This window comes from Burkholderia sp. WP9 (assembly GCF_900104795.1).
Taxonomy (GTDB): Bacteria; Pseudomonadota; Gammaproteobacteria; order Burkholderiales; family Burkholderiaceae; genus Paraburkholderia.
The window spans coordinates 2,853,591-2,874,628 of record NZ_FNTG01000001.1; the positions used below are offsets into that span (position 1 = coordinate 2,853,591).

The 21,038-nt window shown below is 63.7% G+C and carries 18 protein-coding genes; 9 read left to right on the forward strand and 9 right to left on the reverse strand.

Annotation, left to right across the window (positions count from 1 at the left end; genetic code table 11):
* Positions 1-353: 353 nt before the first annotated feature.
* A complete protein-coding gene (locus BLW71_RS42255; protein ID WP_286161990.1) occupies positions 354-806 on the reverse strand; it encodes a hypothetical protein in 453 nt (150 codons plus the stop codon).
* Here BLW71_RS42255 and BLW71_RS12650 point away from each other — a divergent pair.
* Entirely contained in the window at positions 781-2,322 is a 1,542-nt protein-coding gene (locus tag BLW71_RS12650) for a glycoside hydrolase family protein (RefSeq protein ID WP_286161991.1), read from the forward strand. The genes BLW71_RS42255 and BLW71_RS12650 overlap by 26 nt on opposite strands.
* Before the next feature lie 122 nt (positions 2,323-2,444).
* Here BLW71_RS12650 and BLW71_RS12655 read toward each other — a convergent pair whose 3' ends face one another.
* Positions 2,445-3,983 (reverse strand): amino acid permease, encoded by a 1,539-nt coding sequence (locus BLW71_RS12655; RefSeq protein ID WP_091796612.1) that lies wholly within the window; start codon positions 3,981-3,983, stop codon positions 2,445-2,447.
* Between the two features lie 83 nt (positions 3,984-4,066).
* Entirely contained in the window at positions 4,067-4,843 is a 777-nt protein-coding gene (locus BLW71_RS12660) for an SDR family NAD(P)-dependent oxidoreductase (RefSeq protein ID WP_091796613.1), read from the reverse strand.
* A 264-nt stretch (positions 4,844-5,107) separates the two neighbouring features.
* Between BLW71_RS12660 and BLW71_RS12665 the strand changes: the two genes are divergently transcribed.
* The 4 genes from BLW71_RS12665 to BLW71_RS12675 all read left to right on the forward strand — a co-directional run bounded on the left by BLW71_RS12665 (position 5,108) and on the right by BLW71_RS12675 (position 8,493).
* On the forward strand, positions 5,108-6,085 hold the full coding sequence (locus BLW71_RS12665; protein WP_091796614.1) for a helix-turn-helix domain-containing protein: 978 nt from the start codon (positions 5,108-5,110) through the stop codon (positions 6,083-6,085).
* Between the two features lie 83 nt (positions 6,086-6,168).
* Positions 6,169-6,309, forward strand: coding sequence for a hypothetical protein (locus BLW71_RS41630; protein WP_177205024.1), 141 nt, complete (start codon positions 6,169-6,171; stop codon positions 6,307-6,309).
* 379 nt (positions 6,310-6,688) lie between these two features.
* A complete protein-coding gene (locus BLW71_RS12670) occupies positions 6,689-7,348 on the forward strand; it encodes a LysE family translocator (RefSeq protein WP_091796615.1) in 660 nt (219 codons plus the stop codon).
* A gap of 356 nt (positions 7,349-7,704) precedes the next feature.
* Positions 7,705-8,493, forward strand: a complete 789-nt coding sequence (locus BLW71_RS12675; RefSeq protein ID WP_091796616.1) for a sulfite exporter TauE/SafE family protein — start codon at positions 7,705-7,707, stop codon at positions 8,491-8,493.
* An 86-nt stretch (positions 8,494-8,579) separates the two neighbouring features.
* Here the strand turns inward: BLW71_RS12675 and BLW71_RS12680 are convergent, their stop codons facing one another.
* Both BLW71_RS12680 and BLW71_RS12685 read right to left on the reverse strand, forming a co-directional pair.
* Complete coding sequence (locus BLW71_RS12680; protein WP_091796617.1) at positions 8,580-8,828, reverse strand: hypothetical protein; 249 nt, start codon at positions 8,826-8,828, stop codon at positions 8,580-8,582.
* A gap of 249 nt (positions 8,829-9,077) precedes the next feature.
* Complete coding sequence (locus tag BLW71_RS12685; RefSeq protein ID WP_091796618.1) at positions 9,078-9,431, reverse strand: BON domain-containing protein; 354 nt, start codon at positions 9,429-9,431, stop codon at positions 9,078-9,080.
* Between the two features lie 584 nt (positions 9,432-10,015).
* On the opposite strand from BLW71_RS12685, the gene BLW71_RS12695 reads away from it, so the two are divergent.
* The 3 genes from BLW71_RS12695 (at position 10,016) to BLW71_RS12705 (ending at position 13,528) form a co-directional block, all read left to right on the forward strand.
* Positions 10,016-11,572, forward strand: coding sequence for a TAXI family TRAP transporter solute-binding subunit (locus tag BLW71_RS12695; RefSeq protein ID WP_091796620.1), 1,557 nt, complete (start codon positions 10,016-10,018; stop codon positions 11,570-11,572).
* A gap of 92 nt (positions 11,573-11,664) precedes the next feature.
* Entirely contained in the window at positions 11,665-12,315 is a 651-nt protein-coding gene (locus tag BLW71_RS12700; RefSeq protein ID WP_091796621.1) for a 2-hydroxychromene-2-carboxylate isomerase, read from the forward strand.
* Between the two features lie 232 nt (positions 12,316-12,547).
* The gene (locus tag BLW71_RS12705; RefSeq protein ID WP_091796622.1) at positions 12,548-13,528 is read left to right on the forward strand and encodes a LysR substrate-binding domain-containing protein; all 981 of its coding nucleotides are present in this window, start codon (positions 12,548-12,550) and stop codon (positions 13,526-13,528) included.
* Positions 13,529-13,653: 125 nt separating this feature from the next.
* Here BLW71_RS12705 and xdhC read toward each other — a convergent pair whose 3' ends face one another.
* The 3 genes from xdhC to xdhA all read right to left on the reverse strand — a co-directional run bounded on the left by xdhC (position 13,654) and on the right by xdhA (position 18,266).
* On the reverse strand, positions 13,654-14,220 hold the full coding sequence (gene xdhC, locus BLW71_RS12710; RefSeq protein WP_091800777.1) for a xanthine dehydrogenase accessory protein XdhC: 567 nt from the start codon (positions 14,218-14,220) through the stop codon (positions 13,654-13,656).
* 126 nt (positions 14,221-14,346) lie between these two features.
* Positions 14,347-16,713: a xanthine dehydrogenase molybdopterin binding subunit gene (xdhB, locus tag BLW71_RS12715; protein ID WP_091796623.1), complete on the reverse strand. Its 2,367-nt coding sequence runs from the start codon at positions 16,711-16,713 to the stop codon at positions 14,347-14,349.
* 29 nt (positions 16,714-16,742) lie between these two features.
* Positions 16,743-18,266, reverse strand: coding sequence for a xanthine dehydrogenase small subunit (gene xdhA / locus BLW71_RS12720; RefSeq protein ID WP_091796624.1), 1,524 nt, complete (start codon positions 18,264-18,266; stop codon positions 16,743-16,745).
* Positions 18,267-18,655: 389 nt separating this feature from the next.
* Here xdhA and BLW71_RS12725 point away from each other — a divergent pair, with 389 nt between their 5' ends.
* Positions 18,656-19,867: an MFS transporter gene (locus BLW71_RS12725; RefSeq protein ID WP_091796625.1), complete on the forward strand. Its 1,212-nt coding sequence runs from the start codon at positions 18,656-18,658 to the stop codon at positions 19,865-19,867.
* Positions 19,868-20,285: 418 nt separating this feature from the next.
* Here the strand turns inward: BLW71_RS12725 and BLW71_RS12730 are convergent, their stop codons facing one another.
* On the reverse strand, positions 20,286-20,738 hold the full coding sequence (locus tag BLW71_RS12730; protein ID WP_091796626.1) for a hypothetical protein: 453 nt from the start codon (positions 20,736-20,738) through the stop codon (positions 20,286-20,288).
* Between the last annotated feature and the right edge of the window lie 300 nt (positions 20,739-21,038).

A 21,038-nucleotide genomic window follows, 5' to 3' on the forward strand; every position in this document is an offset into this window, starting at 1 on the left:
AACAGTAAAAAGTTCATCGGCTAGCGCCGTGGACTCAAGTACTGCGATCTGAATCGCGCTGTTCCTCAACACGCTGGCCGGTTCGTCGTACGTTCTCAGGTCGTCCGATTCCGCCAAAGCCGCTCGCGTCAGCGGCCCGGTTTCACGCGACAAGCGTTTCCCTGCAGAGAAATGCGTTCGAGGCCGACAACCCGGGAAGGCATCACCTTCGCGCAGCCGGAAATGCCGCGCATCCAGGACGCCAGTGTCGAAGCCTCGGTCATCGGCTGGCTTGCAAATGAACCCCGATGTTCGCTCCACCTCCTGACGCGCTTTGCGCGAGGAGCCGGACGAATGATCAGCCAACGCATTGCTTACAGATTGATGAAATCGCAACTACTCCTACTCTCGACACTGTCCCTCGCACTCGCCGCATGCGGCGGCGGCGGTGGCAGTAACGGCACCGTCAGCAACGCGGCATCCCAGTCCAACGGCAGCAGTGGCACCAGCAGCCCGGCCAGCGCGGCCACCACGTCCGCCGCTGGCAACGCCAGCACCGGCACCGCTGCGTTGAACGCCACGGGCGGCACCGCGGCCATGACCTGCGCCTCGCCGACCACATCAGCCGGCGCGGGCAGCGCGACGATTTCTGCGGATACGCCGAGCGCCGACGGCACGCGCATCTTCGCCTCCGGCAGCACGTTCCAGATCGCCTTCAACACCAACGCGCCGAGCGCGGACACGCTGAACTGGGCCGTCACCGACACGCTCGGCCGCGTCGCCGCGAGCGGCACCACCGCCGTGGCGAGCGGTGCGAAGACCATCACGTTCAATTGCACGTCGACGCTCGCCGGTTATTTCGCGGCAACGGGCACGCTGGCCAAGAACGGCGGCCAGTTGCCGCAGGCCGGCACGCGTCCGGTCGGCATCGCGACGTTCGGCGTGACGCCGAACCTGTCCGGCGTCGTGCCGGCCGTCACGTATGCGCGCCAGGAGCAGCATCGCTTCGGCATGCAGGGCGCGAACGACAACGGCCCGCTGCTGGCCGCGCTGGGCATTTCGTCGACCATCGACGACCGCCAGCTCTCGACCATGGAGCCGAACGGCCCGAACACCTTCAACCCGTCGGCCGACAATCTCGATCCGTTCTACAAGAGCGGCAACGTGATGCGGCTGATCCGCCTCGACGGCATTCCGGCCTGGGCGAGCAGCACCGGCGCCTTCCAGGACGACACCACGCTGCCGACCGATACGTCGTACTACCAGAGCTACATGAGCCGCGTCGGCACCGAATCGAACGCGATTCGCGCCGCGTACTTCCCGACCCAGTCGGCAAACTACTATCAGGTGACGTGGGAACCGAACCAGATGTGGACGGATACCGACGCCAACTACGTCGCGTTGTACAAGGCCGTCTATCAGGGCATTCATTCGACCGATCCGCACGCGATGGTGATGGGTCCGGCCGATGCTTTCCCGAGCCTGACCACTTCGCACCTCAAACGCCTCGCGCCGCTCGGCTTCGGCCAGTACATCGACGCCGTCGCCACGCACGGTTACTACGACGCGGGCACGTCGCCGTCGCATCCGCCTGAGCGCTACGACAGCGACCCGTCCACCGCCGACGGTTCGTTGCGCGGCCAGATGCGCAATCTGCGCGCGGAAATGGCCACCGACTACCGTACGGGCATGCATCTGTTCTCGACAGAAGCGGGCATCAGCTACGACCTCGGCTCGTCGTACGGTCCGAACTATCCGAGCGCCAACGTGCTGTACGCGCAAGCGGCGGTCGCCGCGCGCATGCACATCATCACGCTCGGCGAAGGCGCGGATCAAACCTACGTGTTCTACGGCGCGGACTATCCGGATGAAGTGGGCTACGGCACCTTCTTCGACCTGAGCGACGCGCAGGGCGCATTCGGCTCGACCAACATCAGCCCGAAACCGGTGGCGATGGCGATCAGCGCGATGACGCACACGCTCGACGGCACCACGACGCTGGGCCCGGTCAACGGCACGCCGACCGGCGTCTACGCGTACGCGTTCCAGCAGGTGGGCAACGGCGCGGTGATTACCGCTCTGTGGGCGCACAACAACAACGTGTGGAGCGCGAGTGCGGGCTTCAGCTCGACTTATAGTGTCGCGTACAGCCTCAATGTCGATCAACCGGGCACGAGCGGCACGGTCAAGGTGATCGACATGATGGGCAACGCGACCAATGCGAACTACAGCAACGGTGTGCTGACGCTCAACCTGACCGAATCGCCGGTGTATGTGGTGTCGAACAACGCGTCGGTCGCCAAGGCCAATGCGACGACGCCGGTGGGATACGTCGGCATGTAAGCCGCGCGTTCAAAGTACCCGGATTCGGGTACTGCGGCCGACATGAAAAACGTCAGCCGGCTCACGGGCCGGCTGACGTTATTTTTTTGGGCGTTCAAAACCTGCGCGGCGAGTGCAGTGCTTCAACTCTCTCCCAACTGCCCCTCCATACCGCGCAATTCGCTTTCGCGTTCCGTGGACACCTTGCCGATCGGCGGGCCGGCGAAACTCTTGCGCACGCCCGCGCCATACCAGATCGTCAGCAGCACCGCGAGCAAACCGGCAATCACGTAGACTACTTTCTGATTCGGCGGCTGCATGCCGACATACGCGAGCACCAGCGCGCCGATCACCGCCGCCACCGCGAACGGCTTCGACAGCATGCCCAACTGGAAGGGGCCTTTCTCGTTCCACGTACGGCCTTCAGCGAAAATGCCCGCCGCAATCGGCATGGCGTACGAGATGAACAGGAACACCGCGCTACCGGCGCTCAGCACCGTGAAAGCATCGCCATAGAGCGTGACGACGATCGCCAGCACCGCCGAGGTCCAGATGGCGGCGCCCGGCGTGCGATGCGCGGCATTCACTTTACGCAGCCACTTCGATGCGGGCAGGCCGCCGTCGCGAGCAAATGCGAACATCATGCGCGACGTGGAGGTCACTGCAGCAAGACCGCACACGTAGTTGATGAAGAACATCAGCAGTTCGATGACAATGCGCAGCGGCCCCGGAATCGGCGCGAGAATCGCTTCGAAGAAACCCGTGCCCTGCTTCACGACCGCGCCGATATCCGGCATGACCAGCACGAACGCGCACACCATCACGTAGCCGAAGGTCGTGGACCAGAACACCGAACCGACGATACCGCGCGGCACATTGCGCGCCGCCTGATGCGTCTCCTCCGAGGTATGCGCCGATGCGTCGAAGCCGGTAATCGTATAAGCGGTCAACAGAAGGCCGGAGAGAAACGCCATCGCCATGGTCTGCTTCGGCCACGCGCCGCCGTCCACACCCGTAAAGTTGGTGAACGTGTAGAGCCGCGACAGATCGATCTTGACCGGCGAATACACCAGCAACGCCCCCACCAGCAGGATCGTCACCACGAAGATCAGATAGCCCGACAGGTCGGTGATCCTGCTCGTGATACGAATGCCGCGATGATTGAGGAATGCTTGCGACGCGGTGATCACGGTCAGAAACAGCGTCTGCTGCCACCAGCCGAGCGACTCGGGCTTAACGCCGAACATCGGCGCGATCAGCGTGCGGAAGAACGGATCATAGGTGCCGAAGTTGATCGCGGCGACCACGAACACCAGGCCGAGCAGATTCAGCCACGCGGTCAGCCAGCCCCAAGTTTTACCGCCGAGAATCGAACTCCAGTGATAGAGGCCGCCCGCAGTGGGATACGACGAGGCGATCTGCGCCATCGCCGCGGCCACCACCAGCGCGAACAGCGAGCCGAGCGGCCAGCCGAGTCCGATCGACGCTCCGCCCGCCGCCGACAGGCCCATCTGGAAAGACGTGATGCCGCCCGACAGAATGCAGATCAGCGAGAACGACACCGCGAAGTTCGAGAACGCCCCCATGCGCCGGGACAGTTCCTGCGCGTAACCCATCTTGTGCAACAGCTTGACGTCGTTGTCGGCGGATTCCGCCGACGGCAAGGCCGTGTTGATGTCCATGACGCGATCCTTTGAACAGGGTTATGACGAAGCGGCCAACCGGCGAGCCGGTTCAACGGCGTGGCCGCGCCAGGCAAAGCGGCTCACGCGGCCGTGAAACAGTTATCGACGTACAGGTGTGCGCCGTTGACGAAACTCGCGTCGTCGCTCGCGAGAAAGAGCGCGGCGCGCGCCACTTCCTCCGGCGCGCACAGGCGGCCCTGCTGCACCGACAAGGCGGCTTCGCTCGCATCGAAGCCGTACTTCGCGAGCGCGCTGATTTCGCGGCGCCCATGCGGCGTGTCGATGAAACCAGGGCACACGGCATTGCAGCGAATGCCCCGGTCGCGATACTCGACGGCGATGGCACGCGCGAACATCGCGCATGCGCCTTTGGTGGTGCAATAGAGCACTTCGAGCGGCGTCGCCGCCACCGACGAGATCGACGCCGTGCAGACGATCGAGCCGCCGCCCGCAGCGAGCATGTGCGGCAGCACGGCCCGCGTCATCATGAACATGCTTTTCACGTTGACGTTCATGAGCCAGTCGTAGTCTTCGTCGGTGGTATCGACGAACGGCTTCACGACAATGCTGCCGGCATGATTGAACAACACGTCGATACGTCCGAAGCGCGCCATGATGCCGGCCACGGCGGCATCGACGGCCGCGCGCTTCGACACGTCGGCGGCAAACAGCTCGGCGCTGCCGCCTGCCGCGCGAATCCGCGTTACCACTTCCTCACCGGCATCCGTATTGATATCGACGACGGCGACCTGCGCGCCTTCCTGCGCGAACAGCAACGAGGCCGCGCCGCCCGCGCCCGTCGCGCCGCCTGACACGATTGCGATCTTGCCTTCCAGCCTGCCTGCCGATGTGCTCATACGTCACTCCCTTTCCTGTGCATTGCGTGATGCACAAAGTAGGGGCGGCAAAAAGTGGCGACTATCCAAAATTGGCAAAAAGATAAAAATCCCGTAAAAATTCCGCGTCCTGACAAAAGCATTACGAAGGCTTCCGGCCGCGCAGCAGGTAAGCAAAGACGGTAAGCAAAGACGCTCCGCGCCAACCCTACGGCAGGGCTTTTTTTTCGCATACACTGGTCGGCACGAGGCTTTCGGGGAGCGCCATCAGAATCGGGAGAAGCTATGCAGGCGGTCAATCAGACGAGCGGCGCGGTCGAGATTCGTTGTTGCCGCAACATTGACGAGCAGGCCATGCTGCTCGACGCATGGAACCAGAGCTACTGCCAGATCTCACGCGGCGCCTTCGACGGCTCGGTGAGTTCATGCCACGCGGGCGGCGTGCGGGTGCTGGTCGAGCGCCTGAACCGCACGGTCTATCAGCGCGGCCAGGTAGCGGCATCCAGGGTCGCGGTGGGCATTCCGTTTCAACTCGAAGGCCATGCGTTGTTGTGTGGACAGACGAGTCATCGCGATGGCTTGCACGTGTTTTCCGGCGATGGCGGTTTCGAATTTCTGTCGCCCGACAAGCATGTGGTGGTGAACCTCGAAATCGAGCCGGGCGCGATCGGCGACCCGCTGTTGCGCTCGCAACTCGACGAAATAACCCTGCTGCTCGGCTCGAGACCCGGCGTATTGAACGTCGATCCCGCGAGACTGCAGGGCTTTCGCGAGGTGCTGAAGCAGTTGCTCGACGCCGTCGCGGCCACCCCCACTTTGCTCGACGACGCCGCAGTCGCCGCAGCGTTCGAAAAGTCGGTGATATTCGGTCTTGCCGATGTTTTGCAGGACCTGCGCGATGCCGATCCGCACGGGAACGTCGAGGCTCGCACTGCGCGCAACTGGCAACTGGTGCGTGGGGTTCGTGAGCTGATCGAGGAATCGCCGCAGTGTCCGCTTTCCGTGGCGGAGTTGTGCGCGCGGTTTCGCGCCAGTCGGCGTACGTTGCAATATGCGTTCGAAGATACGCTCGGCGTCAACCCTTCCGCTTATATGCGCGCCGTCCGGCTCGATCACGTGCGCCGTGAATTGCGCGGCTCCGCTTCAGTGACGGAGGTCGCCACGCGGTGGGGGTTCTGGCATTTTGGGAATTTCTCCAGCGAGTATCGCGGGCAGTTCGGCGAGTTGCCGTCCGAGACCTGGAGAAGGAGCCGGGCGGTTTAGATTGTTTGCCCGCGCGGACAAAAGTAGCGCACACTAGCTTACTGCTCCTATGCGGAGCAAAAACCGCCAATTGGGAGTCCATCATGGCAAAAGGTCAAATGCGCAGTAACCGCGAAGTCAAGAAACCGAAGCAGGCGAAGAAACCGCAACCCGCCACTTCGCCATCGGGCGCGCCGCCGATCCGGGTAGCACCAAGCGCCTCGGCCACCGCGAAGAAGCATTAAAAGGCAAGACCGATTGAGCACGCCCGCCGCATCGAGGCGGGCATCCATCCAAAGCGCATTTCCTGCAGCGCCCCATCCCGCATCTTCGGCCCCAGCGTCCCGACGGCCATCCTCATCCGCACTACCAACGCCATTGCTCCGGGTATCACTACGCCTGCTTCGTTCATGGCGCGGCGGCTCGCACTTATCACGCTCTTATTTCCAGGCTCATCAGCAACGCTATAGAAACGCGAGCCTGCGCGAGTCGATCGAGCACGCTCCTCATGCGCGGACTTGCCCGGCGTTTCCGGTCTAGCTATGCTGAAGGGCTCGCCGATACCACGCGTGTCGGCGACACACGAATCGCAACACGAAACAGAACAATCGATCCGGGATAGCCATGTCCACCACCAGTCTTTTCCTCACCGCCGCGGGCGTCGGGCTCGCCATTGCCGCGCCGGTCGGCCCGATGGGCATGCTGTGCATTCGCCGCACGCTGACCGGCGGTCCGCGCGCGGGGCTCGCGATCGGCTTCGGCATCGCGACCGGCGACGCGGCCTATGGGCTGATCGCGGCGCTCGGCCTCGTCAGCATCTCGCAGTTCATGCTGGCGTATGACCGCCCGTTGCATCTGCTCGCCGGGTTGTTCCTGCTGTATCTGGGCGTGCGTACGTTGCTGCAGAAAGCCCCAGCCGACGCAGCGGACAGCACCGCAAACGGCGCGTCAGGCGGCAACGGCAAGCTCGCCCAGGTGGGCCGCGCCGGCGCGCTGCGCGCGTATGCGAGTTCGTTGCTGCTCACGCTGACCAATCCGCAAACGGTCATCATGTTCGCCGCGCTGTTCACAACGCTCGCCCCGCGCGGCGCGTTTTCATCGAGCATTGCGCTGACCACCGTGGGTGGCGTGTTCTGCGGCTCGATTGCATGGTGGTGTTTCCTCGTGACCGTGGTGTCGCTCGCGCGCCACGCGATCGGCAGCAAAATGCGCGTCGCCATCGACCGGATTGTGGGCTTCACGCTGGCGGCGTTCGGCGTCGTGGAGATTCGCCGGGCGCTTTGAGCGCGCGTCGCGACCTTGGGGTTGGCCGAAGTTGCGCTTTCAGTCTCACGAGCGCCCGCGCAACGCCGCGACTGCCTCGCCGGCAATCGCCAGCAACGCAACCGGCAAAGAACCGGCAAAGCTTGGGCGCCGCCAGCCAGGCCACGTGAAAACCGCCCCGAGGTTTTTGCGCTGATCGACCGTATGCGGGCAGCGCAGCACACCGCTTCGTACGCGAACGCGGCAGTTTTGCGACAATAGCGGCTTTCGCCGCGCCGCGGCGGCCTTCCCGCCGCCCTTCACCGACTGTCGAAGGCAGGCGCACCGGCCTTGCGGCCTGATCCGTCCAACCCACCCGACCGTCAGCGGTCCGCTCAATGGCTCTTCCCCACATCGATCTGCTGTACTCCGTCTCCGGCCTGTTCGTGGGCTTTCTGGTCGGACTGACGGGCGTCGGCGGCGGCTCGCTGATGACCCCGATTCTCGTCCTGCTGTTCAACGTGCATCCGGCCACGGCCGTCGGCACCGACCTGCTGTACGCCGCGGCCACCAAGGCGACCGGTACGCTCGTGCACGGCCTGAAGGGCACCGTGGACTGGCAGATCACCCTGCGCCTCGCCGCCGGCAGCGTGCCGGCCGCCACGATCACGCTGATTCTGCTGCATCGTTTCGGCATGGACACGCCCGGTGCGAGCCGGCTGATCCAGATCGTGCTCGGCGCGGCGTTGCTGGTGACGGCGGTGGCGCTCGTGTTTCGTCCGCAACTCGCGGCGCTCGGCGCGCGCCGGCAACGCGCGCCGCGTCAGGGACGCACGCTCGCGCTGACCATCCTGACCGGCGCGGTGCTCGGAGTGCTGGTGTCGCTGACGTCGGTGGGTGCGGGCGCGATCGGCGTGACGGTGTTGTTGTTGCTCTATCCGCTTCTGCCGACCACGCGCATCGTGGGCTCCGACATCGCGCATGCGGTGCCGCTCACCCTGCTGGCGGGCGCCGGCCATTGGCTGCTGGGCTCGATCGACTGGTCGATGCTGCTGTCGCTGCTGGTAGGCTCGCTGCCGGGCATCGCAATCGGCAGCTTTCTGTCCTCACGCGCGCCGGACGCGCTGCTGCGCAACCTGCTCGCCGCCACGCTCACGCTGGTGGGCGTGCGCCTCGTGCTGGCCTGAACGGGCGCGCAGGCCGGCGCCGCGTATTGCCACGCCACGCCTTGCCGCTCAGGCTCAGGCTCAGGCTCGACTCAAGCAGACGGCTGCTATTTGAAGAAGCGGCAGGTCAGATCGGCCTCGAACTGCCGGACCCATTGACCTTGACGGTCGTGATAAGACTGCGCCCAGCCGCCGCGCCGGATGGTGACGAGGCGCTCGTGCGCGGCATCGCTCGGATCCGCGCAGGCGCTGATGTCGAAATGCGCCGGTGCAAAACCGTGCCGCGCGCACACCAGTTCGAAGGCCGCCCGATCGCTGATGGGCAGATCGGTATAGCGCAAAAGCGAGGTTTCCATGGCGTTGACTCCGGTTCCCTACGCATCACAGTACGCTTCGGGTCGCGTCAGCAATGTGTCACAGCGCACAGTCGCACAGCGGCGATGCCGCCGTGTTGCTTGCGACTGCCCGGACCCATCATCACCGCTTCAAAAATCGCCAAATTAAAATAAAAAAGGCTCCGGTTTTTTGCCGGAACCTTGGTGCACAACTGCATCACGATGGCGCAAGGCGGCTTGGCGCCGCCCTCGCCTGATGCGACAGCCTGCTTACTGCTGCTGGACGTTCAGCTTGTTCGACACCGACGTCACGCCAGCGACGCCCTTGGCGGCTTCGCCTGCGGCGTCGATCTGCGCCTGGTCAGGCACCGAGCCCGTCAGCGTCACCGCGCCGCCACGAGCGCGCACGGCGATGTTCGACACGTCGATACCTTGCGCCTTGGCCAGCGCGCTACGCACCTTGCGGCCCAACTGGCTGTTCGCCTTCTTGGTCGACTTGGCGCTCGCAGCCGGCGCGGCGGTCGTGCCCGTTGCCGTTGCGTCGCTTGCCTGAGCGTACACATTGCACGCCACTACCATTGCCACCACCGAGCCCAGCGTTTTCAGAAAACCGACCGATTTCATACTTTTCTTCTCCTTAGCTTCACATTGGACCGCATATAAAAGCGGCTTCGTACGACTTCCGGCAGCCACGCTGGACGCGCGACAAGGCGCGGCCCAGCGACGGCCGACTATGGCTGCAACACGGTGTGCGAGAGGCGAAGAGGCTGGCTGCCATTGCCGCATGCGATGACAGGCATGCAATGCGGTACGACAGACCGGCAAGCCGCGAAGTCCGCGAGCGCGCCCAGTTCTTGTGTGTCTTGCCGGGTCGCGCTGCGCAAACGTCTGTTCACGGCAGCGATGCACAATTTAATCTAGCCGGGCCAGAAGCGCAAAGGGTTTAGTCATACGCGAGGGCTGAATCGCGTTACCCGCAGCGGTGTCACACGCCGTTCACGATTTGTTACGGCTTTGTCGGTGAGCGCGGCGGCCATGCGTGCCGCCGTGCGGCGAATCTCAGGTACCATCGGCGCGACGCGCGCTGCCGCGTGGCTCGCGCGCCATTCGCGGCAGCCGGCGTGGCGCGGCGTGAGCGCTTCACCCCGGTTCGCGCGCCGCAGAGCGCCGCCCCTGTTCACTTTCGACCGTAGCCGTCACGTCATCCGATGAAGCCAGCCACCGGCCGCAAAAGCCCTCCCCGTCTCGTCGCCCGATTCGTCGCGATCTCCTGGCGCGATCTCGCCGTCTCGTTCGGGCCGATCCTGCTGATCGCCGCCGTCGCGATCTGGGTCGCCGTGCGTCTGATTCAGCCCGCGCCGCCCAGCACGTTGACGATCAGCGCCGGCCCGGAAGGCAGCACCTTCTGGAATGCCGCCCAGAAGTACAAGGAGATTCTGGCGCGCAACCGCATCACGCTGAACGTGCTGTCCTCGGAGGGCTCGCTGCAGAATCTCAAGCGCCTGTCGGATCCGAACTCGAACGTGGATGTCGGCTTCGTGCAGGACGGCGTCGCGCCCGGCTCCGCGTCCAACGGTCTGATGTCGCTCGGCAGCGTGGCCTATGTGCCGCTGGCGATCTTCTATCACGGCCCGACTATCACGCGCCTCTCCGAGTTCAAGGGCGAGCGGCTTGCTGTCGGCGCGGAAGGCAGCGGCACGCGCGAACTGGCGCTCGCGCTGCTCAAGGCCAACGGCATCGTGCCGGGCGGCGCAACCAAACTGCTGCCGCTCTCGGGAGACGACGCCGCCGACGCCCTCGTCTCCGGCAAGGTCGACGCGGCGTTCCTCGCCGGCGATTCGGCGCAACCGGCGGTGATGGGCAAGCTCTACCGCACGCCGAACGTGCAGTTCTACGATTTCTCGCAGGCCGACGCCTACACGCGCCGCTTTCCCTATCTGACACAACTCATGATGCCGATGGGCGCGTTCGACCTCGGCAAGAACCTGCCGTCCGCGCCGATTCATATGGTGGCGCCGACCGTCGAACTGGTGGCGCGCGACTCGCTGCACCCCGCGCTATCCGACCTGTTGATCGAAGCCGCGCGCGAGGTGCACGGCAAGGCGAACATCCTGCAGCGCGCCGGCGAGTTTCCCGCGCCGCTCGCGCACGACTTCCCCATCAGCGACGACGCCGCCCGCTACTACAAGTCGGGCAAGAGCTTCCTCTACCGGATCCTGCCGTTCTGGCTCGCGAGTCTCGCCGACCGGCTGCTGGTGGTCGTGGTGCCTCTGATCGTGTTGCTCGTGCCGGCCTTGCGTCTCGTGCCGTCGCTGTATGCATGGCGGGTGAAATCGCGCATTTACCGCTGGTACGGCGCGCTGATCGCGATCGAGCGCAGCGCCCTCAGCGACCATTCGCCCACCGAACGCGCGTCGCTGCTCGAACGGCTCGACGCGATCGAGGAATCCGTCAACGGTCTGAAGATGCCGCTGGCCTATGCGGATCAGTTCTACGTGCTGCGCGAGCACATCGGCTTCGTGCGCGCGCGGCTCACGCAGGCTCGCGACGCGCAACGCGACGGCGCCGCGGATGAAGCGCCGGGCGTCGATAACGGGCGCGGTGAAGCACAAGAAGCCGGAGAAGCAGGCAAAACTGGAGAACATGGCGAAGCAGGCGCGGCGTTAGCACCACCCAATCCATCTAGTCCTTCCAGTCCGTCCGCCGCGAATGAAGCGGCCGAGATCGGCGAAACGCCCAGCGACGACGCCGCGAAACCATATTGACGGATGCAAGCCGCGGCTGCTCCGCGTAAGATCATTACAATTTCGTCGGTCCGCGAGACGGGCCGTTCGGAACAGCAATCCGGGAGACATTTATGACCGTTGGCATCGACGCCAGACAACCGCTGTGGTTTTACGACTTTGTCTCGCCGTTCACGTACCTGTTGCTCGAGCAGCACGACAAATGGCCGGGCTTCGACTTCGTCTTGACGCCGGTCGTGCTGAACGACCTCTACCGTCACTGGGGACAGCGGCCGGCTTACGGTGTGCCCTCCAAACGCACCTTCATGTACCGGCACGCGCTGTTTCGCGCGGAGCAGCTCGGCATTCCGTACAAGATGCCGCCCGCCCATCCGTTCGATTCCACGAAGCCGCTGTTGCTCGCCACCGCGGCGAACGGCGACGTCAATTTCGTGCGCGAGATTTTCCGCTTCATCTGGCGTGAAGGCCGCGATCCGTCGACGGACGTGGCCTTTGCCGAATTGTGCGAGCGCGTCGGTGTGCCCGACGGCCCGGAACTCATCAAGAGCCCGGAAGTGAAAGCGCAATTGCAGCGCAACACGGCGGATGCGATCGGCCTGGGTGTCTACGGTGTGCCGACCTTCCGTCTGAACGATCAGTTGTTCTGGGGCGAAGATGCGCTGCCCATGGTGCTGTACTGCGCGCGCACGCCGAACTGGCTCGAATCGAAAGAAGTCAAACGCATCAGTACGCTGCCGTCGGGGCTCGTGGACCAGCAGACGTAGGCGAGACGTAAGCCTGAAGCGGACGCGAGGCGCGTCCCACGGCGCTTTCGCCGGTTCGTCGCGGTAAAACAGCCCTGCTGATGCCGGCCATACCTTGCCTGCTATGCCGCTACACCGCAAACAGGCCTAAGGTTATGACCTTTGCTTCGTGCGCGTTGGCGCCCCGCTCTCGCAGGCGACGCCGTACGACGCTTCATCGGATCCGGTCCGCTTGCCCCGCCTCGCTTAAATCATGGACGACACCGCCGCCTCCCTCGATATCTGGCTCGTGCGCGTGCTGCGCACGCTGCTGGTCGAGCGCAGCGTCACGCAGACCGCGCTGCGTCTGAATCAGACCCAGCCGGCTATCAGCACCGCGCTGCGCAAACTGCGCGAGACGCTGAACGACCCGATTCTGGTGCGCGGCAAGTCGGGCATGGTGCCCACCGAATACGGCGAATCGCTGCTCGCCTCCGCGCAACGCGTACTGCGCGAAGTCGATTTTGTCGCGACGCCGCATGGCGACTTCGATCCCGGCCGCTCGCGCCGCACCTTTCGCGTGGCCGCGCCGGATTATCTGAACGACTTCTTCATGCCGACCGTGATCGCGCAATTTCGCGAGGCGGCGCCGCACGCGCGGCTCGAAATCGATTCGCTGAGTCCGATGCTCGATCATTCCGCCGCGCTCGACGCCGGCGAACTCGATCTGGTGATCGGCAACTGGCCGAAGCCCGACCCGCGCTTCGAGCGCAGCGACCTGTTCTCCGATACGGTCGTATGTATGATGCGCGCCGATCATCCGCTCACGCGCATGCCGCTTACGCGCGAAGCGTATCTCGCCGCGCCGCATCTCGCACCGACACCGTATAGCGGGGCGAGCAGCGGCGCGATCGACATGGGCTTCACGCGGGCTCGCGCCGAGCGCCGCATCGTCGCCACGCTGCCCTACTTCGGCCTGGTGCCGCAGACGCTGCTGCAATCCGATCTGATCTTCACGACGACACGCCGTTTCGCGATGCACTACGCGGACATGCTGCCGCTCGCGGTGGTCGACGTGCCGATTCCGTTTCCGCGCATCAAGTGCTACCAGCTCTGGCATCCGCAGCCGGATCGACCGAGCGATGTGGGCTGGCTGCGTGCGCTGATGTCCCACGTGTCGGACGGGCTGGTCGCGCAGAAGGTGCGGCGCGCAAAACGGACGCCGAAAAAGGAAACGTCAGCCGCGACGGGCTGACGTTTAAGGTTGTTTGCGGTTCACAGGACGCTGCTCATGCGTTGCCTGTGCGTTGCCTGTGCGTTGCTTGTGCGCTGCTGGGGCGCTGCTTGAGCGCACCGTCCCGGCCGGCTGATTTCCGCCCATCAAACAGCCGCGCAGAGCTTCTGCGTTGCCACTTGCGCCACGACCTGCCGCGAACGGATCTGCAGCAACTCCGCGCATACCGCCACGGCGATCGCCGCAGGCGCCTTGTCGACGATACCGGCCACGCCGATCGGACACGTCATCTCCACCAGCCGGTCCAGATCCACGCCGCGATCGAGCAAACGGCGCTCGAATTTCACGCGCTTCGTCTTCGAACCGATCATGCCGAAGTAGGTGAAATCGCGCCGCCGCATGATGCGCGCGGCCAGCGAGAAATCGAGCGCGTGGTTGTGCGTCATCACCAGAAAATAGGCGCCGGGCGGCGCCGTGTCGACGATCGCATCCGGCGTGTCGGTGGCTTCGACCTGCACGTTGGCCGGCGTTTCGTCGGGGAACAGTTCGTCGCGCTCGTCGACCCACTGGACCACGCACGGCAAGCTGCCGAGCAGCTTGATCAGTGCATGCCCGACGTGCCCCGCGCCGAACAGCACGATATGCATCGGCGCCGGACGCGGCGTTTGCACGCCGCTGCGCCGGCCGATCTGAACGGACGAAAAATCGTTCATGGCGATCATTCCAATTCCAGTGAGTGTGTTGTCCACGCGTTGCTGCCCCGGCTCATTGCCGCGCCTATTGCGGTCCGCTGATTGATGCGCTTATCGGTCCGCTTATTGCCTCGCTTATCGATCCGCTTACTGCCGAGCCGCCGCGGTGGCGGCACGCACCGCGCCGACCGCCTTGAGGATTTCCTCGCTGGTCGCGGGTGCATTCAGCGGCGGATTGACCTTGTGGTTGCCCACTGCCGACACCGCGTCGCGCACCGCGAAGAACACTGAGAACGGCAGCAGCAGCGGCGGCTCGCCGGTCGCCTTCGAACGATGGATGCTGTCCTCCGCATTGCGGTTCTTGAAGAGGCGCACGCGGAAGTCGGGCGGCGTATCGTTGACGGTCGGAATCTTGTAGGTGGACGGCGCATGCGTCATCAGCTTGCCGCCCGCGTTCCACCACAGTTCTTCGGTCGTGAGCCAGCCCATGCCCTGAATGAACGCGCCTTCCACCTGGCCGACATCGAGCGCCGGATTCAGCGAGGCGCCCACGTCGTGCAATGCGTCCGCGCGCAGCACGCGCATTTCGCCGGTCAACGTGTCGATCACCACTTCCGACACCGCCGCGCCGTACGAATAGTAGTAAAACGGCCGGCCTTGCAGCTTCGATTGATCCCAGTAGAGCTTGGGCGTCGCGTAGAACCCGTCCGACCAGAGCTGAATACGCGCGACGTAAGCCTTTGCGATGACTTCTTCAAATGGCACGACGATTTCGCCGACCACGACCCGGTCGTGCACGAAGCGCACTTCCGACACGCTCACCTGCCCTGCGCCGAAGCGCTCGGCGGCAAACGCCGACAGGCGTTCGCGCAACTGGCGCGCGGCGTCCTGTGCGGCCTTGCCGTTCAGATCGGAGCCCGTCGAGGCCGCCGTCGCCGACGTGTTGGCGATTTTGCTGGTGTCGGTCGCGGTGACGCGAATGCGGTTGAAGCCGATGCCCAGTTCATGCGCGACGACCTGCGCGACCTTCGTGTTCAAGCCCTGGCCCATTTCGGTGCCGCCGTGATTCACCAGCACCGAGCCGTCGGTGTAGATGTGCACGAGCGCGCCGGCCTGGTTGAAGTGGGTCACGTTGAACGCGATACCGAACTTGACCGGCGTGAGCGCCATGCCCTTCTTCAGTATTTCGTTGTTCGCGTTGAACTCGTTGATCGCGGCGCGCCGCGCGCGGTATTCACTCGTTGCTTCGAGTTCGTCGATCAGTTCGTGAATCACATTGTCTTCGACGATCTGGCCATACGGCGTCTGGTTACGCTCGGTCTTGCCGTACAGATTGCGGCGGCGCACGTCGAGCGAATCCTCGCCCACCGAGCGCGCCACGTTGTCCATGATGTATTCGATCGCGAACGCGCCTTGCGGGCCGCCGAAGCCGCGGAACGCCGTGTTCGACTGCGTGTTGGTCTTGCCGCAGAAGCCGTCGATCGTGACATCCGAGAGCCAGTAAGCGTTGTCGAAGTGGCACAGCGCGCGCGTCATCACCGGACCGGACAGGTCGGCGGAAAAACCGCAGCGCGAGGTCATGTCGACCGTGACGCCGTCGATCACGCCCTTGTCGTCGTAGCCGACTTCGTACGTGTAGTGGAAATCGTGGCGCTTGCCCGTGACCATCATGTCGTCGTCGCGGTCCGGACGCAGTTTCACCGGGCACAGCAGCTTCCATGCGGCGAGCGCCGCGCAGCACGCGAACAGACCCGATTGCGATTCCTTGCCGCCGAATCCGCCGCCCATCCTGCGGCATTCGATCAGCACGTTGTGCGACGCCACGCCCAACGCGTGCGCGACCATGTGCTGCATTTCGGTCGGATGCTGCGTCGAACAGTAGACGTGCATGCCGTCGTCGTCCTTCGGCACCGCGTACGAAATCTGGCCTTCCAGATAGAACTGCTCCTGACCGCCGAGCAGCATCTCGCCGGCCTCGCGACGCGCGGCGCGGGCGATCTTGTTGCCGGCTTCGCCGCGCGCGAGTTTCATCGGCGGCAGCACGTGCTGGTTCGCGGCGCGCGCCTGCTGCGCGGTGAGAATCGCCGGCAATTCTTCGTAGACGATTTCCGCGCGGCGTGCCGCGAGACGCGCCGTTTCATGCGAGGTCGCGACCACGATGAAGATCGGCTGGCCGACGTACTGCACGAGGCCGTCGGCGAGAATCGGGTCGTCGCCGTGAATGATCGGGCCGACGTCGTTCACGCCCGGGATATCGTCAGCGGTGAAGATGGCGACCACGCCCGGCGTGGCGCGCACCTTGTCGAGCGACATCGAGACGATCTTCGCGTGCGCTTTCGTCGACAGGCCGAGTGCTGCGTGGAGCGTGCCGGCGAGCGTCGGAATGTCGTCTGTATAGGTAGCTCGGCCGCTTACGTGCAGATGCGCGGACTCGTGCGGACGCGAGATGTGGACCTGGGTGAAGTCCTCGAGATCCTGAAGGTCTTTCAGAAACGGTTCGGCATGCTGATTCATTGTTGTGTTCTCCGTATCCTTTCGTCGTCTCAGGCGCCGACCGGTGCGCAGGCCGCAGCGACCGCGCGCACATCCAGCGCGCTCTTCGGCAGCGGGTTGTTCGGACGCGTTTCGAGCCAGAAGCGGTACAACGTGTTCTTCGCCGATTCGAGGCGATAGTTGCTGGTCGCTCGCATGTCCGACAGCGGCGCGTAGTCGTTGCCGAGCGCGAGCATCGCGGCCTGCGCGGTGGCTTCGTGCCATTCGGCGTCGCGCAGCACGGCTTCCGCGTGGGTCGCACGCTTGGACGTGGCGGCCATGCCGCCGAACGCGATACGCGGCTCGCGGATCAGGTTGCCGTCGGCGATGAACGCGAACGCGGCACACACCGCCGAGATATCCGAATCGAAACGCTTCGACAGTTTGTAGGTGCGGAATTGCAGGTTCCGACGCACGCCGGTGCGCGTCGGCACTTTCAGGCCGACGACGAACTCATGCTCCGCCATGTCCTTCTTCTGATACGCGAGGTACAGGTCCTCGAGCGGCATCTCGCGCTCGATCTCGCCGCCGCGAACGATCACACGTGCGCCGAGCGCGATCAGGCCGGGCATCGAATCTCCGATCGGCGAGCCGTTGGCGATATTGCCGCCGAGCGTGCCGGCATTGCGAATCGGCAGCGACGCGAAGCGTTGCCACATTTCAATCAGTTCGGGATATTGCTTCGCGATCTCCGCATAGGCTTTTTCGACGCTGACGCCCGAGCCGATCTCGATCCATTCGTCGTTGGTCTCGAGCTTCTGCAGTTCGGCGATCTGTCCCACGTAGACGATATTGCCCAACTCGCGCATCTGCTTGGTGACCCACAGGCCGATGTCCGTGCTGCCGGCGAGAATGCGCGCGGCCGGTTCGACTTCCTTGATCCTGGCGAGTGCTTCGACCGTGCGCGGCGCGTCGAACTGCTGGCCGGCGTGCTGGTAGTGGAAGGTGTCCTTGCGCTCGAGCGTGGCGAGCGTGGTGGCGAGCGCCTCGACATTGACCGGCGCTTTCGGCGCGGGCGCTTCGAACATGCGCACCGCCGCGTCGACGATCGGACGGTAGCCCGTGCAGCGGCACAGGTTGCCCGTCAGCGCGTTGCTGATCGCCTCGCGCGACGGCACCGTCTTGTTCGCGCAGCTGTGCTCGTGACCGTGCTTTTCATAGAGCGACCACATCGACATGACGAAGCCTGGCGTGCAGAAGCCGCACTGCGAGCCGTGACATTCGACCATCGCTTCCTGCACGGGATGGAGCGACCCGTCCGGCTGGCGCAGGTCTTCGACGGTGAAGAGCGCCTTGCCGTCGAGCGTCGGCACGAACTGAATGCAGGCGTTGACCGCCTTGAAGTCGACGCCGCCCGCTTCGTTGCGCTCGCCGATCACGACCGTGCACGCGCCGCAGTCGCCTTCGGCGCAGCCTTCCTTCGTGCCCGTGCAATGCGCGTCCTCGCGCAGATACTGCAGCACGGTGCGGGTGACGGGCGCGTCCTTGATCTCACGGATCGCGTTGCGGTGATAGAAGCGAATCGGCTCAGTCATGTCTCGTTACTCTCGAATGTTCTGTGTCCGTGGGACGTGCAGCAGGGATGGTTCGAAAACTATCACCGTCAATAAATACAACCCATAGCGGCGATCGCATGCGGGACATATCCGCAAAACGATATCGAGATAGGTTTGAGGGGCGGTTGACTTATGGTGAGATGAGATTTTTGCCGTATTTTGATCTTTTATACGGATAAAAGACCAATCTGAGCGAGCGCGTTCCGAGCGGACTTGCTGAGAAAACAGGCGCCGTCGGGTCGAAAATGGACCACTATAGGGTTCCGGAAAGCGATTTTTGTCGGATGAATTATTAAGCAAATCCTGCAAGAAAACCGGTTCCATGGGAAAATCAAGCCTTCCCGCCGAATTCAAGTCTCGTTTTCCCCATGTCCACCGACTCAGCGACACCTCGCAGCGAATTTGCGACGACCATGCAGATCATTCCGGTCGTCTTTTTCACGTTTCTTTGCTATCTGACGATCGGAATTCCGCTTGCGGTGTTGCCGGGCTACGTCCACGACGACCTCGGTTACAGCGCCGTGCTGGCTGGTGCCGCCATCAGCGTGCAGTATCTGGCGACGCTGGCGTCGCGGCCGCTGGCTGGCCGTTCCGCGGACACGTTGGGGCCGAAGCGGACGGTGACGATTGGTTTGATGGGGTGTGGCGCGAGCGGGGTTTTGCTGTTGCTGGCTGTGCTGTGCGGGCGCTGGCCCGTGCTGAGCCTGGGGCTGCTGGTCTGCAGCCGGCTCGTGTTGGGATTCGGCGAGAGCTTGTGCGGCACGGGTGCGATTCTGTGGGGGATCGGCCGGGTGGGCACGAGCAACAATGCGCGGGTGATCTCGTGGAACGGTATCGCGACGTATGGCGCGCTGGCGATCGGTGCGCCGCTGGGCGTGGCGATTGAACACACGGTTGGGTTTGCCGCATTGGGGATTCTGGTGATTCTGCTGGCGGCGCTCGGGTTTTATCTTGCTCGTCCGATCGCGCCGGTGCCGATCGTGCATGGCGAGCGGATGTCGTACCGCAGTGTTTTCACTCGCGTGTTGCCGCATGGGATTGGGTTGGCGCTCGGGTCGGCCGGGTTTGGGTCGATCGCGACTTTCATTACGCTGTTTTATGCGGCGAAGCATTGGCCGAATGCGGCGCTGTCGTTGACGGTGTTTGGGACGCTGTTTATCGGGGCGCGGTTGCTGTTTGCCAATACGATCAAGACTTATGGCGGGTTTCGGGTCGCGATTGCTTCGTTTTCGTTTGAATGCGCCGGGTTGTTGATGTTGTGGCTGGCGCCTGAGCCTCATGTTGCGCTTGCTGGCGCGGCTTTGACCGGGTTTGGGTTTGCTTTGGTGTTTCCGGCTCTTGGGGTCGAGGCGGTTGGGCTTGTGCCGCCGGCTAGTCGTGGGGCGGCTTTGTCGGCTTATTCGGTGTTTCTCGATCTCTCGTTGGGGATTACTGGGCCGTTGGCCGGGTATATCGCTGGCGAGTTTGGGTATGGGTCGGTGTTTCTTTTTGCGGCGGTTGCCGCTGCTGCGGGTGTTGGGCTGTCTACTCTTCTTTATCTTCGGAATGCTAAGGTTAATAATTTGCCTGCGGCGCTTTGAGGTTTTTTTGGTGCTTGGTGTTTAGGCTTTTTGTGATCTTCGGGGGTTGGCCTTTCCGTGATTTGTTAGTGGTCTATTAGCGTTGCCCCTGTGCGGGGCGGCACCTACTTTCTTTGCCGCGGCAAAGAAAGTAGGCAAAGAAAGCCGCTTTGAACCGCCAGCTCATAAGCGGGTCCCCCGCACAGCCGCGGTAGTGGTCCATCTGGAATCGGGATTCTCGCGCATTCGGCCTCAGTGACAAGGCCGTCATACCTCCCGCCTCGCGCTCCGCGCTCGCCGGAACGGTCGGCTTCCGGCCCTTGGCCCTTGGCCCTAGCCCTAGCCCTAGCCCTAGCCCTAGCCCTGACTCCGGTCCGGTCCGGTCCGGTCCGGTCCGGTCCGGTCCGGTCCGGTCCGGTCCGGCAGTGTTCCGTGACTCTCAATGCGCAGTCGCTCTCGTTCGAGCGATCGTTTTGAATCGTGCTGGTTCGCGGTGCTTGGCTTGCGTTTCGTTACGGTCTTCTCGGGTTTCGGATGCCCTCCGCGTCGCTTTGGCAAGAACCTTCGCTGCATGGCGCGCTGTGATCCGGCTTTGCACCACTCCCCTCGCGTCCAGCGCAATGACCTGATATAGCTCACGGTCAGTCTCGACTTCGTATTGGTAGTCCTCGACTGTGTCGAGCAACAGTTCCAGCAATCGTCGCTGGCGATGTCTCTCCTCCATTGTCACAGCCGGACTCCTAACTATCGAGGCCACAAGCGTCGCCAATTTTTCTAATTGGCTTAATTGCCGTTCGATCAATCCGAATGCGGACAGCGCCAGTTTCTCGTATTGAACCGCGTCAACGGGCGGCCGCGTTGTGGTCCGTGAACGTTTGACAGATTTACTCATGGCGCGATCTCCCTAAACTTGTCTCGATCGCTCACCACGCGCTTGCACGGTGGTGAGCGGGCACATTGACGGGATTCGCAGACCGGCACACAGAACCAAGAACCGGCGAGCCGTAGGGCTCCCCCGCCAAGGCCCGCCCATTGTGATCAGGCGTGCAAAGGCAGCCGCGCACTTGCTAGTGCAAGCATGCGAGTTCTGTGTGAGGCAGGCTGCGAAACCTGTTGTCGTGAAGTACACGACAAAACGAGTTTAAACATATCGCGTTGCGAGCGATCACCCGAACGAGCTAAAACGCGTACG